Genomic DNA, 14,950 nt, shown 5'->3' with positions numbered 1-14,950 from the left:
CCCGTTTTGCAACGAGGCTTTTGTACTGACCATACTACCGTCTGGAAACCGGTTAGCGTTACAGCGCAGCGATCACTGCTTGCTGCTCCAACAGTTTGGCTTTCGCTACGGCATAGCCGTCCATCTTCTCACGCTCTTTGGCGACGACCGCTTCCGGTGCTCGCGCCACAAAGCCTTCATTGGACAGCTTGCTTTCGATGCGGCCAATCTCGGCTTCGATTTTCGCCACTTCTTTTGCCAGACGATCCAGCTCTGCCGCTTTGTCAATCAGGCCAGCCATCGGAATTAGCAGCTCGGCGCCGTCGATGAGTTTAGTGACGGAAACCGGACCTTTGTCGCCCGCAGGCAGCAGCGTAATGCTTTCCAGACGCGCCAGCGTTTGGATGAAGCTGCGGTTTTCTTCCACGCGACGCTGTGCTTCAGCCGTGGCGTCACGCAGTAACACTTCCAGCGGTTTGCCCGGCGCGATGTTCATTTCCGCACGAATGTTACGCACGGCGATAATCGCCTGCTTAATCCACTCCAGATCGTTCAGCGCCAGCGTATCTTCCTGCGCAGCGTCGAACTCAGGGAACGGCTGCAACATGATCGTGTCGGCGCTAATGCCTTTCAGCGCTTTAACGCGTAGCCAGATGGTTTCGGTAATGAACGGAATAATCGGGTGCGCCAGACGCAGCAGCGCTTCCAGTACGGTAACCAGCGTATGGCGCGTACCGCGCAGCTCCGCTTCTGAACCGCCATTCATCACAGGCTTCGTCAGCTCCAGATACCAGTCGCAGAACTGGTTCCAGGTGAATTCGTACAGAATACCGGCCGCAATATCAAAGCGATAGCCGTCCAGCGCTTCACGATAGGCTTTCACCGTACGGTTGAATTCTGCCAGAATCCAGCGGTCAGCCAGCGACAGCACTTTCTCGCCTGCGCCAAAGCCACAGTCCTGATCTTCGGTGTTCATCAACACAAAACGGCTGGCATTCCACAGCTTGTTACAGAAGTTGCGGTAACCTTCCAGACGCTTCATATCCCAGTTGATGTCGCGGCCAGTTGAAGCAAGCGCCGCCAGCGTAAAGCGCAGGGCGTCTGTACCGTGAGGCTCGATGCCGTTCGGGAACTGTTTCTCGGTACGCTTGCGGATTTTTTCCGCCAGCTGCGGCTGCATCATGTTGCCGGTACGTTTTTCCAGCAGCGCTTCCAGCGAAATGCCGTCCACCATATCCAGTGGGTCGATGACGTTCCCTTTGGATTTGGACATCTTCTGGCCTTCCTCATCACGGATCAGGCCAGTCATGTAGACGGTGTGGAATGGCACCTGCGGTTTGCCGTCTTCGTCTTTGATGAAGTGCATGGTCAGCATGATCATGCGGGCAATCCAGAAGAAGATGATGTCGAAGCCGCTCACCATCACGCTGCTTGGGTGGAATGCTTTCAGATCTGGCGTTTGCTCCGGCCAGCCCAGCGTAGAGAACGTCCACAGGCCGGATGAGAACCAGGTATCCAGTACGTCTTCGTCCTGATTCAGAACGACATCATCAGCGAGGTTGTTTTCACTGCGTACTTCCGCTTCGGTACGTCCCACATAGACGTTGCCGTTCGCGTCGTACCAGGCCGGAATGCGGTGACCCCACCACAGCTGACGGGAAATACACCAGTCCTGAATGTCACGCATCCAGCTGAAGTACATGTTTTCGTACTGTTTTGGTACGAACTGAATGCGACCATCTTCAACGGCTTCTACCGCCGGCTTAGCCAGCACGGCAGCGCGTACGTACCACTGGTCGGTCAGCATCGGTTCAATCACCACGCCGCCACGGTCGCCGTAAGGCACGGTCAGATCGTGCGCCTTGATCTCTTCCAGCAGGCCGAGTTCATCGAATGCGGCGACGAGTGCTTTACGTGCGGCAAAACGTTCCAGACCCTGGAAGGCTTCTGGAATGTCGTTGCTGTAAACGGTGCTGGCTTCACCATTGGTATCAAACACTTCAGCGCTCTGACGGATATCACCGTCGAACGTCAGGATGTTCACCATCGGCAACTGGTGGCGCTTACCGACTTCGTAGTCGTTGAAGTCGTGTGCTGGTGTGATCTTCACGCAGCCAGTGCCTTTTTCCATATCGGCATGTTCATCGCCAACAATCGGAATACGGCGGCCAATCAGCGGCAGGATCACTTCTTTGCCGATCAGATCTTTATAGCGCGGATCTTCCGGGTTAACGGCGATACCGGTATCACCCAGCATGGTTTCCGGGCGGGTGGTAGCGACAACCAGATAGTCTTTCCCTTCGGCGGTTTTCACGCCATTGGCCAGCGGATAGCGAAGGTGCCACATCGACCCTTTCACTTCGCGGTTTTCGACTTCCAGATCGGAAATCGCAGTGCGCAGTTTTGGATCCCAGTTCACCAGACGCTTGCCGCGGTAAATCAGGTCTTCTTTATACAGGCGGACGAAAACTTCTTTCACCGCGTTGGACAGGCCTTCATCCATGGTGAAGCGCTCGCGCTCCCAGTCAACGGAGTTGCCCAGACGGCGCATTTGGCGGGTAATGTTGCCGCCGGATTCGCCTTTCCACTGCCAGATTTTGTCGATGAACGCCTCGCGGCCGTAATCGTGGCGAGTTTTGCCTTCTTCTGCGGCGATCTTGCGCTCAACGACCATCTGCGTGGCGATACCGGCGTGGTCGGTACCTGCCTGCCACAGGGTGTTTTTGCCCTGCATACGCTGATAACGAATCAGCGTATCCATAATGGTTTGCTGGAAAGCGTGACCCATATGCAAGCTGCCGGTGACGTTGGGCGGCGGGATCATGATACTGAAGCTTTCTTTACTCGTGTCGCCGTGCGGCTTGAAGTAGCCTTGTTTTTCCCAGTGTTCGTAGAGCGGCTGCTCGATATCTTGCGGGTTATATTTCGTTTCCATTATGCTCAAAATTCAGTGAGTTGGCGGCGTAGCCGTGGTCAATTGGAAGCCGACGCTGCGATAAGTTTTATAGCGGTCGCGCGCCAACTGTTTCAAGGATTCTTCGTAAGGGACAAAGTCTATCACTTCATGGAAAGCGGTGGCAAAATCTGCGAACTGTGGCAACAGGCTAATCAGCAGATCCCGTGGCGCATTGCCACGCCGCTGCGGCCAGGACAGTTCGACCGGCGCACCGTGACGCGGCCCTTCGCCTGCCAGATTATGCGGCACGAACGCATTAGGATCGCGTTGCCACAGCGCCTCGTCGAGCCTGATGGCCTGCTGCTCGTCTTCGCAGGCAATCAGCACGCGCTTTCCTGCTCGCCAACGTTCTGCCGCCAGATCGCATGCCAGTGCCTCATGGGCGCTGAGCTCACCGCTTTTGCTGTCGTGTTCGAGAAGATAGAACGTTGCGTTTTTCATTGTTTACACTATTGATTGCTAAGAGCCAGAAAGTGATAAGGGCCGGAAATCCGGCCCATAAGACGACAATGACATGATAAGGCCATTGCCCTGACGCGAAAGCCTTATTCTACGTCGTTCTGTCCAGCGCGGTTAAGCAAGAACTGTGATAACAGCGCGACCGGACGACCCGTAGCCCCTTTGGCTTTACCGGAGCGCCAAGCGGTGCCTGCGATATCCAGATGCGCCCAGCTGTATTTACGCGTAAAGCGCGACAGGAAGCAGCCTGCGGTAATCGCGCCGCCCGGACGGCCGCCAATGTTTGCCATATCGGCAAAATTGGATTCCAGCTGTTCCTGGAATTCGTCGGTCAGCGGCAGACGCCACGCGCGGTCGCCAGACTGTTCGGACGCGCTCAACAGCTCGTGTGCCAGTGGATTGTGGTTCGCCATCAGCCCAGTGATGTGGTGCCCCAGCGCAATCACGCACGCGCCGGTCAGCGTCGCGACGTCAATGACGACATCCGGCTCATAGCGCTCAACGTAGGTCAGCGTATCACACAGGACCAGACGGCCTTCTGCGTCGGTGTTCAGCACTTCTACCGTTTGGCCGGACATCGTGGTCAGCACGTCACCCGGACGGTAGGCACGTCCATCGACCATGTTTTCACAGCCAGCCAGCACGCCGATGATGTTCAGCGGCAGCGCCAGTTCGGCCGCCATACGCATCACGCCGTAGACCGTGGCCGCGCCGCACATGTCGTACTTCATTTCGTCCATGCTGTCGGCAGGCTTGATGGAGATGCCGCCTGAATCGAACGTCAGCCCTTTACCTACCAGCACAATCGGGCGGGTTTCCGGGTTTGGATCGCCTTTATATTCGATCACGGACATCAGCGATTCATTCTGCGAGCCCTGACCCACGGCCAGATAGGCATTCATGCCCAGCTCTTTCATCTGCTGTTCGCCAATCACGCGCGTGATGATGTTCTGGCTGTAGGTATCGGCCAACTGACGCGCCTGCGAAGCCAGATAGGCGGCATTACAGATATTTGGCGGCATGTTGCCGAGATCTTTCGCGGCTTTGATGCCTGCAGCAATTGCCAGACCGTGCTGAATGGCGCGCTCGCCGCTGGTCAGCTCACGGCGCGTTGGCACATTGAAGACCATTTTGCGCAGCGGACGGCGCAGTTCGACCTTGTTGCTCTTAAGCTGATCGAAGGTATACAGCGTTTCTTTGGCGGTTTCGACCGCCTGACGCACTTTCCAGTAGGTGTTACGGCCTTTCACGTGCAGTTCGGTCAGGAAGCAGACCGCTTCCATCGAGCCGGTTTCGTTCAGGGCGTTGATCGTTTTCTGAATCACCTGTTTGTACTGGCGTTCATCAAGCTCGCGTTCTTTTCCGCAGCCAATCAGCAGGATGCGTTCGGAAAGAATGTTAGGTACATGGTGCAAGAGCAGTGATTGCCCCACTTTGCCTTCTAATTCACCACGGCGAAGCAACGCGCTGATATAGCCGTCGCTGATTTTATCGAGTTGTTCGGCAATAGGGGACAGACGACGCGGTTCAAACACGCCGACGACAATGCAGGCACTGCGTTGTTTTTCCGGGCTACCGCTTTTTACGCTGAACTCCATGTACTCTCCTGAATCTTAAAGACAAAGGCGGGGGCAACGGCTAGAATGTGACACTCCGTAATACTTTCCCGCCGTTGCGTTAACATAACCTGTGTTAATCTTAACGACGTAGCGAACCTGTTTTAGTGACTAATAAGCAGGTTCTGATACAACTGCTCAAACGCAATGTGTTGTAATACCGTTTTAGCTAAGAGGGCTGCCAAAAAATGAGTATAAATGGCGCGTTAGCGAAGAAACTATCGATTTTCCTGCAAAAAGACAAGTTTTCACAGGCGTAATTAAGCGTGATCATCATTCGATATCTGGTACGGGAAACCTTCAAGAGCCAACTGGCCATCCTTTTCATTCTGTTACTGATTTTCTTTTGTCAGAAATTAGTGCGGATACTGGGCGCCGCGGTTGATGGTGAAATCCCGACAAATTTGGTTATCTCCCTGTTGGGATTGGGCGTGCCAGAGATGGTGCAGCTTATCCTGCCATTGAGCCTGTTTCTTGGCGTATTGATGACGTTTGGCCGCCTCTATGCGGAAAGCGAGATCACTGTTATGCACGCCTGTGGGCTGGGCAAGCGTGTGTTGCTGAAAGCCGCGCTGGCTCTGGCGGTATTCACTGCCATTATCGCCACCATTAACGTTATGTGGCTTAGCCCGTGGTCGTCCCGGCATCAGGAAGAAGTGCTGGCGGAAGCGAAGGCGAACCCCGGCATGGCGACGCTGGTCGAAGGGCAATTCCAGTCTGCGCAGGGCGGTAACGCGGTGCTGTTTGTTGGCAATGTGAAAGGCTCGGAGTTTCAGCATGTCTTTCTGGCGCAGTTGCGCCCCAGCGGTAACGCGCGGCCTTCTGTCGTGGTTGCCGATCGCGGTCATATCAAACAAAACGAAGACGGTGCGCAGGTCGTGACGCTGGATAACGGTTCGCGTTACGAAGGCACGGCGTTGCTGCGTGATTTTCGTATCACCGATTTCACCAACTATCAGGCCGTGATTGGCCACCAGAGCGTGACGCTAAATAATAGCGACGTGCAGCAAATGGATATGCAAACCCTGTGGCATTCGGACGCACACGATGCGCGCGCAGAGTTCCACTGGCGCCTGACGTTGATTCTTTCGGTGCTGATCATGGCGCTGATGGTGGTGCCGCTGAGTGTGGTGAACCCACGTCAGGGCAGGGTGCTAAGCATGCTGCCTGCGATGCTGCTGTACCTGATCTTCTTCCTGCTGCAAAGCTCGCTGCGTTCTAACGCCAGTAAAGGAAAAATCGATCCAATGGTATGGGTCTGGCTGACCAACCTGATGTACTTCGGCATCGCGCTGATGCTTAACCTGTGGGATACCGTGCCGATGCGCAAAGTGCGTGCCCGCTTTAAGCCTCGTACTTTTAAAATACAAGGGGCGGCCTGATGTTTGGTGTATTAGACCGCTATATTGGCAAAACGATTTTCACCACCATCATGACGACGCTGTTCATGCTGGTGTCGCTCTCCGGCATCATCAAGTTTGTCGACCAGTTGCGTAAAGTCGGGCAGGGCGAGTATTCGGCGCTGGGCGCCGGGCTGTACACGCTGCTCAGCGTCCCCAAAGATATTGAGATCTTCTTCCCGATGGCGGCGCTGCTCGGCGCATTGCTCGGGCTAGGCCAGCTCGCCACTCGCAGTGAACTGGTGGTGATGCAGGCTTCCGGCTTTACCCGCTTGCAGATTGCGACTGCCGTGATGAAAACCGCAATCCCGCTGGTGCTGTTGACGATGGCGATTGGCGAATGGGTGTCTCCGCAGGGGGAACAGATGGCGCGTAACTACCGTTCTCAGATGATCTCCGGTGGGTCGATGATCTCTACGCAGGGCGGGCTGTGGGCAAAAGATGGCAATGACTTTATCTATATCGAACGGGTTGCGGGCGATAAAGAGCTATCTGGCGTTAACATCTACCACTTCGACGATAACAACAAGTTGCTCTCTGTACGCTATGCGGCCTCCGCTGAGTTTGAAGATGACAGGAATGTCTGGAGGCTGTCACAGGTTGATGAATCGGATTTGAGCGATGGGAAACAGATTGGCGGTAGCCAGACGCTTAGTGGTGAATGGAAAACCAACCTGACGCCGGACAAACTGGGCGTGGTAGCGCTGGAGCCTGATGCGCTGTCGATCCGCGGGCTGCATGATTACGCTAAGTACCTGAAACAAAGCGGGCAAGAGTCGAGCCGTTACCAACTGAACATGTGGAGCAAGATCTTTGCGCCGGTCTCCGTGGCGGTGATGATGCTCATGGCGGTCTCTTTCATCTTCGGCCCGCTGCGCAGCGTCTCGGCGGGTTCACGCATCGTGATTGGTATCAGCTTCGGTTTCCTCTTCTACCTGCTAAATGAGATTTTCCGCCCGCTCAGCCTGGTCTATGGCATTCCGCCTATCTTGGGCGCTATCTTGCCGAGCTCGGTGTTTCTGTTTATCAGCGTGGCGTTGCTGCTGAAACGCCGATAGCACCAGCTAAACCAGAGAAAGCGCCGAGTGGATTCCCCCCTCGGCGTTTTTTATTGTGAGTGACAGATTGCCCTCAGCAATGCTCATTACCACACCATTGTGAAGGTAAAAAAGTCATAACACGTTGCTAAAGATGATTTTTTCAGCACTTAACCGAATGCGGAGTGGATTAACGTTGCGCGTGGGCCGTCAAACGGTATAATGCACCCGTTTTCCGCATACTACTTCTGTGCCGAAGTGGCGAAATCGGTAGACGCAGTTGATTCAAAATCAACCGCCGCAAGGTGTGCCGGTTCGAGTCCGGCCTTCGGCACCATAGTATGAAAATCAAGTCACCTCAGGGTGGCTTTTTTTATGTCCAAAATCATCCGAGCACATCCGTTGCATTCCAGACTCCGCAGGGGGCATCCCCACTTCGATTAGAAATGAGCCCCCAAAATGAAGCTCAACGCCCGCCAAGTCGAGACTGCCAAGCCAAAAGATAAAACCTATAAGATGGCGGCTTGTATCTTGAGATCACCACGCGGGGATCGAAATACTGGCGGATGAAGTACCGTCGCCCAATCGATAAGAAAGAGGACAGGTTAGCTTTTGGCGTCTGGCCGACGGTTCCCCTTGCCGATGCTCGCGCTAAACGTGGTGACGCTAAAAAGTTGCTGGTTCAGGGCATTGATCCTAAAGCCGAGCAAAAAGAAGTACATGCAGAATCCGCGGGGGTATATACCTTTGAAACGGTCGCCCGTCAGTGGCACGCCAGTAACAAGCGCTGGGGGGATTACCATCGATCGCGGGTTATCCGGTATTTGGAAATGTATATTTTCCCCGAAATCGGCTCATCTGATATTCGTAAGCTGAAAACCAGCCACCTTTTGGCACCGATCAAAGCCGTGGATGATCGGGCAAGCATGACGTCACTCAACGGCTGCAACAGCGCATTACGGCGATTATGCGTTACGCTGTCTAGCATGATTACATTGAATCTAACCCTGCTGGCGATATGGCCGGGGCGCTAACTACGACTAAAGCCCGTCACTATCCGGCTTTACCTTCTGTCCGGTTCCCTGAATTTCTTTCACGTCTGGCGTCCTACCGTGGCCGATTACTGACCCGCTGTGCGGTGGAGTTAATGCTGCTGACGTTTGTCCGTTCCAGTGAACTGCGTTTCGCTCGGTGGCGTGAGTTTGATTTTGATAGCGCTGAATGGCGTATTCCCGCACAACGAGAAGAAATTGAAGGTGTGAGATATTCCTATCGTGGCATGAAAATGAAAGAAGAGCATGTTGTGCCTCTGAGCAATCAGGCGCTTGCTGTATTGGAAAAATTACGAGCCTTGAGCGGTGATAATCCCCGGCTTTTCCCCAGCGATCACAATCCTGAAAAGGTGATGAGTGAAAACACGGTCAATAGCGCGCTGCGTACTATGGGTTATGACACCAAGACGGAAGTGTGCGGGCACGGTTTCAGAACGATGGCGCGGGGTGCGCTAGGCGAGTCTGGCTTGTGGAGTGATGACGCGATAGAACGACAGCTAAGCCACTCTGAACGCAATAATGTGCGCGCGGCATACATTCACACGTCTGAGTATCTTGACGAGCGCCGCCTGATGGTGCAACGGTGGGCTGATTATTTGGATGTAAATCGGGAGCGGTATGTGAAGCCGTATGATTTTACTAAGAACGTGTGCTAATTTTAAATATTATGCGCATGTATCCAATTGTATATTAATAAACATATTTGGTGGTTAACTAAATTAAATGATTGGGAGGCATCCCTCCCGTTATCACATTTAACTGACTCTTGATTTTTTATATGGGCCACAACTCCAACTGAAGAGATTTTTTCCTAGTTTGTACCACTTTTGATAAAGTTTTGGTGGTAAATCGGGGGAGTACTTCCTCAAGTTGCCTTTATGGATATATTGTAAAGTGTTATTTAGTAAGTTATCACCAAATCCCTCATAGTCCAAACATGAAGGTTCGCATTCGCATTTCTTTAACTCAATGCATTCGCAACTATATTTATAGTTAATTTTTTTTAGAATTGAAAGCCAGAAATCCCCATGAGTATTATCAAGTTCTAATGCAGTTTTAAGATTGAATCCTTTTTTATGATCAAAATAAAATTTAACTGATTCATCTATAGAGCAAATTTCTTTTAAAAAGGTTAAGGATTTCTCTTTTTTCACCATTAAATTTAAACTTTTCAATACTTCTTCAATAGTTTCTAATGGCAATAGTGATTCAATTTCATGGACATCTAAAATCTCTACAAATCCTGAACGATTAGTCTTTGAACTAAGAAAGTGTGCGCTTGTACCTCCATAGGGTGCTCGAGGATGACTTTTATCATTATCTACAATGCAAAAAGCAATTTCATTATTCTTAATTGTGCGTTCAAAAGTATCTTTAGTGCTGCCCCCACCGCCATTAAGAGCATTAAAATTAATTGAGCAACGTGATAAATTTTCATTTCTGGCATAAAACGCTGCGATGATTTTGAAAAAATCAGAGTCTAATGGATTTTCACAAACTATTTTTGTTTTCTGTAATTGTGATGAATCATTAAAGTATAAAGGGCCACATACAAACTTGTATCTCTCCCCATATTCTACCCATCTGAAAGATGCATCAGGGATTGTAAAATCGACGGAAATGTAAAATGAAACTTGATTTAATATTGCATGATATTCTCTTAATCCTGATAATGCTTCAGAAGCAAAGTTTTTTGAAGATATGCTGTAAATTCCGCTTTGCTCTTTAATAATGCTATTAAAGAAAACTTTAGATGCAATTACTAAATGCTTTTCTTCTGAGAATGAGCGCAAAATATTTTCAATAGCTATCGTGAATTTACTGTCTAATACATTTTCTTTAGTGGCATTTTCAATATTTATAAGCATTGTTATCTACCTGAAAAAAAACCAACAGGCCAATTTTGGAGAAAACCATCTTCGTTAAAATACGATTTTGTGACTATGGTTTGCTGTTTTTCATTTTTTTCAAATACTAATATTGAAACATCGTCTTCTAAAAGCCCTGTATTATCCTCAATACACTCACCAAGAGCTTCTATCATAGTTTGACTATGTGTCTCAAAAATAATTTTCAAGTCTATTTTATTATCTTTAGCTTTAGTTACTACTTTTGAAAATATTCTTGCTAAATTATGTTGATATGATGGATGAAGATGTAATTCTGGTTGCTCAATGATAAATGTAATCGGTTTTCTGGGGAGGTTTGCCCTGCGTTCCGTTTCGAGCCAGATAGCTGTAACTATAGGTAATACCTGTGAGTAACCAAAGCCCATGTCACTTATATTATAATTTTCAACACTCTCACCTGTATTTATCAAAATAGCGAAGTGAGCCCCAGTTTGTTCAACTTTTATAACAAAATCAAAGTTGACTTTAGTCCATTCTTCGAATCTTGATTTATCAATTGGCCTTAATGAATTTAACAGCATTGCTAAATTAGAACCAGTGTGATCTATTTCATTTACTTGTAAATCTTGAAATCGATAGAACCGTTCCGATGTGGCACGAAGTGGTGCTATATATTTCACATTCCTAAATGAGTCAGATAAAGAAATGTTTATCATGTCTATGAGGTTGTTAATATTCCAGCCGATTACAAAAGGATATAATATCTTTACTATATCATCTTGATAAGCATCAAAATTTTTACTGAATGTCTTTTGTTCTTTAAAAAGGAATTTTATTAATTTTTTTGCGTGTTTTTTTGGGAAAAAACTTACTCTTCTAAAAGCATCTGCAACTTGCCCTATATCCGATTTCGTATGAAAGAATGGCTTAATAAACTTAGATGCTGAATCAATAAAAGATGCTTCTAAAGCTCGATCATTTCTAGCACTCCGTAAATAAAATGGGGTGGATGTAATAGGTGCCTCTTCTTTTCCCTTTAGGTGAATGTTCGGTATGAATTGACCAAGGTTTTTTGCAATTATTCCATCCCTCTCTAATAATCTATCCTCAGATTCTATCTGTAGCTTAACATTATTACTCTCATCAAGGATAAGTGTTATAGTTGCATCGTCTAGAATGATTTTTATTTTTTTTGTTTTGGTCTTCTTATCTTTGGAGTAAACGGTTAATTCTGTATCAATATTGGTATTTTGGTTTGTTAAATCATTAAATCGGTAGTAAGAGTGTTTTTGTACTATTTCTGGTGGTACTGAAAGTGAAAAGCTAAATGTGATCTCTCTATTTTCTGAGTTCTTAGAAAGTACATCAGTAAAGTCTCCATAGTCTACATATCTACCGTACCACAATATAGGGCCAGTAGTGTTTTCTTCAACTGATTGGCGAAATAAAGGGAATGTGCGAAGTAATGAACTCTTTCCGCTACTATTCTTACCTACTAAAACCGTTATTGGTTTTAGATCAATAAAAGTTTTACTGACAAAACTTCTGAAATTTTCAAGGCCGATACCTCTAATCATTTTTATTCACCTAAGCTAAATTATATACCGTAAATAATTTTAATCGCAGAAAGGTTGCAAGCGAGGGAACCCTTAATGAAATTACACAAGTAAGTTATTCGGGTGAGCCAGCGCACATGCATCTTGAAGTATGAATGGAATAACATCAACAATAAAGTAAACATCATTACATTTGGCATCCGCGCGCAATGCTATCCCCGCCACGCCTGCCCGCTTTATGTAGCGCTTTTCATTCAGTTGCATGGAGGCGCTCAGGCCGCGCCAGTACTGGCGCTGTAGGGCAGATTCAGGGGTAAGTATTGCATGCAAATCCATGTACTGTATGCATGCACGGTCAAAAAATCGCTAGCCAGAGAAAAAGCTCGCAAAAAGCCCACACAGTGGTGGGCGATGTCCTGATATTAATGATAATGAAATTATCATCTGGCTAATTAATTCCGTTGAGTTGAGGCCGGGTAATCTTTATATTTTTTCTGCATGACCGGTGACAGCTGAATATCCGGCACCGGCAGATCTTTTCGGTGTGATGGCTGAATAATTTCCTCTATCGATTACAGTGTCCGAAAGGTTGCGGAGCATTCAATATTCCGGCACTGGTGATAACGCTGCTTGACGTTCTCCGATAACAGGCGACTGGTACGGGCATGGGCGGCATGGCCGCAGAACGGGCAATGCATCATACTTTTTGGTTCCGTGTTTTTAATGCTTCCTCTTTTTCTTTCAATTCCTGAAAAAATATCGTCCGTCTTGCCAGGCTGGATACCGGTGCAAAATCGGCATGCGGCAATGAGGGCGCGTTCAGCCCCAGCGATGACAGCACTGGCTCGTTGCTCATATCAAAACGGTAGTTATTCGTTTTCGCCTTGAGCTTTTCAGTAACCAAATCCATTACCACTTTTTCGGGATTCTGATAGGCGAGACCCTGAGTAAGTTCAGAGGTGGTGATATCAAGCATATGCCGCTTTAACTTAATCGCCCGGATCACGTTTGCACTGATGGTATTTAACGCCTGATTAAATTCCCATTCTGCGTAGTCTCGCAGGGCACTGGCGTGAGCATTAGAGCAATCTTTTGCGGATGCATGGCACTTCGCTTTCTGTCTCAGTTGCTCAATGTCCAACTGTGCCAGCAAGCCGTCATACTCCTGCGCCAGCTCACGCTGTGCCAGCCGTTGTGTAATCCCTCCGGTTTTAGTACCACTGCCAATGAGGGGCTCCGGCCAGTTTTTGTCGTGCATAGATCACAGGTGGTATATCACCCAGTGAGCGCATGATGTAGCAGGGATGCTGATGTGGTACTTGCCACAGGTAGTGACGCTAACAGGATCATGCTATTTTAATAAGTGTTATTAACTTTTATTAAAAGGTGATGCTCATGGGACAACCTGCGAAACAGACGATCAGTGCTCAGATACCCGCCGAACTTGCGGCTGCGGTTGAAAGCCTGGCTATTGAATTGGATAGATCCAAAAGCTGGGTGATTAAAGAAGCGCTGACCGCAATGATTGAAGAGAGAGAACGGCGGCATCAGCAGGTTTTGAAAGGTCTTGCTGATGTCGATGCGGGAAGAGTAGTAAGCCATGCTGATGTGATCGACTTCGCCAACAAACTGAAAAAGTCATAATCAATGGAAATACGTTGGACGCAAAAGGCACAGGACGACCTGGAACGTATTTATGGGTTTGCCAGCCAGTACAGTCGGCAACATGCTGACGAGGTGTTAGATCGCTTGATCATCGGAACCACGGGGCTTGCTGACCACCCGAGAATCGGCGTATCTCAGGCAAGATATGAACCACGCGAGGTGAGAAAGATTTTGTTTGATGATTATGAAGTTCACTATGAAATTCAGCACGATACGATTTATATCGTCGATCTTTGGCATACACGAGAAGATCGCTGAATTTCGTTGTTATATCCAGGCCTGCTTATAGTCATATAAGGATACTCATGTTAATCATTCTTGGTGGGTTACCGGGAACGGGGAAATCAACCATTGCTCGTTTATTGGCATCCAGACTGAATGCGGTTTGGTTGCGTATCGACTCTATCGAACAATCACTGATTCGGTCAGAAAAAATCACAATGTCTGATATGGGGCCTGCCGGATATCTGGTAGCGTATGCTATCGCTGCGGATAATCTTAAGTTAGGGAACAACGTCATTGCCGATTCGGTAAATCCTCTCGCCATTACCCGGCAGGCTTGGCGAGATGTTGCTTCAGAAAATGCAGCACCTGCGTTAGAAATTGAAATTATCTGTTCCGATAAAGCACAGCATAAGGAGAGGGTTGAACATCGCAGCGCAGATATTGCTGGGCATGTACTGCCCGACTGGCAGAAAGTCGTTACTCGCCAATATGAAGTTTGGTTATCCACTGATATCACCCTAGATACTTCAGTGTTAACGCCAGAACAAGCCGTAGAGGTTATTCTCCAGCATATTGAATCACGCAGATTCTGACTCTCAGGCTATGGTGTACTTTATGCTTAGGTTGGCAAAGTGCTACATCACTGGGACAATGTAGGGCTACTACTGAAGGTAGGTTATCGTAGGGAGCAGTAAATTAAATGCATGATGCTCTGCTGCAATGATATCGTCAGATGCCAATCTTCCCTTCTAAAACATCTGCGCGGCTTCGAGTCCCAAATTTAACAATTTCAAGCGTTGGTATCTGTGTTGGTATAATGTCTTTAGTCTTTATTTTAATTAATATTAAATCATGAGGTTACATGCAATGTGCGAGTCCGGCCTTCGCACCATAGTATGAAAATCAAGTCACCTCAGGGTGGCTTTTTTTATGTCAAAAATTCAGCAGCTAGGCGACTTTTTCTTAGTCTCTTTTCCTTCAATCTCCCCCAAGTCATCAAACCTGCCCTTAACCACACAGATAGCCACAATCGCCATGAAAAAGAATCATATACCGAAAGGTGGATTGTGCTTATGCTGAGACGTAGTGCCTGCACTGGGTTGCGTGCAGAAATACAGGAATCCCTGAAACTGCATTTTCAGCGGCGCGTTATTC

General features: G+C 48.5%; 12 protein-coding genes, 1 tRNA gene and 2 pseudogenes. 7 read left to right on the top strand and 8 right to left on the bottom strand.

Annotated features, from left to right (window positions below):
* Nucleotides 1-58: 58 nt before the first annotated feature.
* The 3 genes from WCT94_RS03235 to pepA all read right to left on the bottom strand — a co-directional run bounded on the left by WCT94_RS03235 (nt 59) and on the right by pepA (nt 4,992).
* Nucleotides 59-2,914, bottom strand: a complete 2,856-nt coding sequence (locus WCT94_RS03235) for a valine--tRNA ligase (RefSeq protein ID WP_336867924.1) — start codon at nt 2,912-2,914, stop codon at nt 59-61.
* A gap of 12 nt (nt 2,915-2,926) precedes the next feature.
* Nucleotides 2,927-3,376 carry a DNA polymerase III subunit chi gene (locus WCT94_RS03230; RefSeq protein WP_336867923.1) on the bottom strand — a complete coding sequence of 150 codons (450 nt, stop codon included), beginning with the start codon at nt 3,374-3,376 and terminating at the stop codon, nt 2,927-2,929.
* Between the two features lie 104 nt (nt 3,377-3,480).
* Nucleotides 3,481-4,992 carry a leucyl aminopeptidase gene (pepA, locus tag WCT94_RS03225; protein ID WP_010284628.1) on the bottom strand — a complete coding sequence of 504 codons (1,512 nt, stop codon included), beginning with the start codon at nt 4,990-4,992 and terminating at the stop codon, nt 3,481-3,483.
* A 284-nt stretch (nt 4,993-5,276) separates the two neighbouring features.
* On the opposite strand from pepA, the gene lptF reads away from it, so the two are divergent.
* From lptF to WCT94_RS03205, 4 genes and pseudogenes are all read left to right on the top strand, one after another.
* A complete protein-coding gene (gene lptF, locus WCT94_RS03220) occupies nt 5,277-6,392 on the top strand; it encodes an LPS export ABC transporter permease LptF (protein WP_336867921.1) in 1,116 nt (371 codons plus the stop codon).
* Nucleotides 6,392-7,468, top strand: coding sequence for an LPS export ABC transporter permease LptG (lptG, locus tag WCT94_RS03215; RefSeq protein WP_336867920.1), 1,077 nt, complete (start codon nt 6,392-6,394; stop codon nt 7,466-7,468). The genes lptF and lptG overlap by 1 nt, the downstream gene beginning before the upstream one ends.
* Nucleotides 7,469-7,699: 231 nt before the next feature.
* Nucleotides 7,700-7,784: transfer RNA gene (locus WCT94_RS03210), tRNA-Leu, on the top strand.
* 122 nt (nt 7,785-7,906) lie between these two features.
* Nucleotides 7,907-9,155, top strand: a pseudogene (locus WCT94_RS03205) (tyrosine-type recombinase/integrase).
* Between the two features lie 99 nt (nt 9,156-9,254).
* On the opposite strand, the gene WCT94_RS03200 reads toward WCT94_RS03205, so the two are convergent.
* From WCT94_RS03200 to WCT94_RS03180, 5 genes and pseudogenes are all read right to left on the bottom strand, one after another.
* Nucleotides 9,255-10,367, bottom strand: a complete 1,113-nt coding sequence (locus WCT94_RS03200; protein ID WP_336867918.1) for a hypothetical protein — start codon at nt 10,365-10,367, stop codon at nt 9,255-9,257.
* 2 nt (nt 10,368-10,369) lie between these two features.
* Complete coding sequence (locus WCT94_RS03195; protein WP_336867916.1) at nt 10,370-11,926, bottom strand: DUF3696 domain-containing protein; 1,557 nt, start codon at nt 11,924-11,926, stop codon at nt 10,370-10,372.
* Nucleotides 11,927-12,007: 81 nt separating this feature from the next.
* Nucleotides 12,008-12,241 carry a hypothetical protein gene (locus WCT94_RS03190; protein ID WP_336867914.1) on the bottom strand — a complete coding sequence of 78 codons (234 nt, stop codon included), beginning with the start codon at nt 12,239-12,241 and terminating at the stop codon, nt 12,008-12,010.
* Between the two features lie 239 nt (nt 12,242-12,480).
* Nucleotides 12,481-12,606 (bottom strand): annotated as a pseudogene (locus WCT94_RS03185) (ogr/Delta-like zinc finger family protein); the annotation flags it as partial.
* Entirely contained in the window at nt 12,603-13,163 is a 561-nt protein-coding gene (locus tag WCT94_RS03180) for a hypothetical protein (protein ID WP_336867912.1), read from the bottom strand. The pseudogene WCT94_RS03185 and the gene WCT94_RS03180, both read right to left, overlap by 4 nt.
* 137 nt (nt 13,164-13,300) lie before the next feature.
* Between WCT94_RS03180 and WCT94_RS03175 the strand changes: the two genes are divergently transcribed.
* Genes WCT94_RS03175 through WCT94_RS03165 form a run of 3 tightly spaced genes read left to right on the top strand, consistent with a single transcriptional unit; the run spans nt 13,301 to nt 14,388 of the window.
* The gene (locus tag WCT94_RS03175) at nt 13,301-13,549 is read left to right on the top strand and encodes a CopG family ribbon-helix-helix protein (RefSeq protein ID WP_043877996.1); all 249 of its coding nucleotides are present in this window, start codon (nt 13,301-13,303) and stop codon (nt 13,547-13,549) included.
* Nucleotides 13,550-13,552: 3 nt separating this feature from the next.
* Nucleotides 13,553-13,828: a type II toxin-antitoxin system RelE/ParE family toxin gene (locus WCT94_RS03170; RefSeq protein ID WP_208228710.1), complete on the top strand. Its 276-nt coding sequence runs from the start codon at nt 13,553-13,555 to the stop codon at nt 13,826-13,828.
* Nucleotides 13,829-13,875: 47 nt separating this feature from the next.
* Entirely contained in the window at nt 13,876-14,388 is a 513-nt protein-coding gene (locus WCT94_RS03165) for an AAA family ATPase (RefSeq protein ID WP_336867909.1), read from the top strand.
* The last annotated feature ends 562 nt before the right edge of the window (nt 14,389-14,950 follow it).

The sequence above is a fragment of the Pectobacterium sp. 1950-15 genome (assembly GCF_037136835.1).
Lineage (GTDB): Bacteria > Pseudomonadota > Gammaproteobacteria > Enterobacterales > Enterobacteriaceae > Pectobacterium.
This window is presented reverse-complemented; position numbering and strand designations above follow the sequence as displayed.

Bases quoted from the DNA above. Each gene is read 5' to 3' on its own strand.
- WCT94_RS03235 (WP_336867924.1), bottom strand. From the start codon at position 2,914: ATGGAAACGAAATATAACCCGCAAGATATCGAGCAGCCGCTCTACGAA.
- WCT94_RS03230 (WP_336867923.1), bottom strand. From the start codon at position 3,376: ATGAAAAACGCAACGTTCTATCTTCTCGAACACGACAGCAAAAGCGGT.
- pepA (WP_010284628.1), bottom strand. From the start codon at position 4,992: ATGGAGTTCAGCGTAAAAAGCGGTAGCCCGGAAAAACAACGCAGTGCC.
- lptG (WP_336867920.1), top strand. From the start codon at position 6,392: ATGTTTGGTGTATTAGACCGCTATATTGGCAAAACGATTTTCACCACC.
- WCT94_RS03200 (WP_336867918.1), bottom strand. From the start codon at position 10,367: ATGCTTATAAATATTGAAAATGCCACTAAAGAAAATGTATTAGACAGT.
- WCT94_RS03195 (WP_336867916.1), bottom strand. From the start codon at position 11,926: ATGATTAGAGGTATCGGCCTTGAAAATTTCAGAAGTTTTGTCAGTAAA.
- WCT94_RS03190 (WP_336867914.1), bottom strand. From the start codon at position 12,241: ATGGATTTGCATGCAATACTTACCCCTGAATCTGCCCTACAGCGCCAG.
- WCT94_RS03180 (WP_336867912.1), bottom strand. From the start codon at position 13,163: ATGCACGACAAAAACTGGCCGGAGCCCCTCATTGGCAGTGGTACTAAA.
- WCT94_RS03175 (WP_043877996.1), top strand. From the start codon at position 13,301: ATGGGACAACCTGCGAAACAGACGATCAGTGCTCAGATACCCGCCGAA.
- WCT94_RS03170 (WP_208228710.1), top strand. From the start codon at position 13,553: ATGGAAATACGTTGGACGCAAAAGGCACAGGACGACCTGGAACGTATT.
- WCT94_RS03165 (WP_336867909.1), top strand. From the start codon at position 13,876: ATGTTAATCATTCTTGGTGGGTTACCGGGAACGGGGAAATCAACCATT.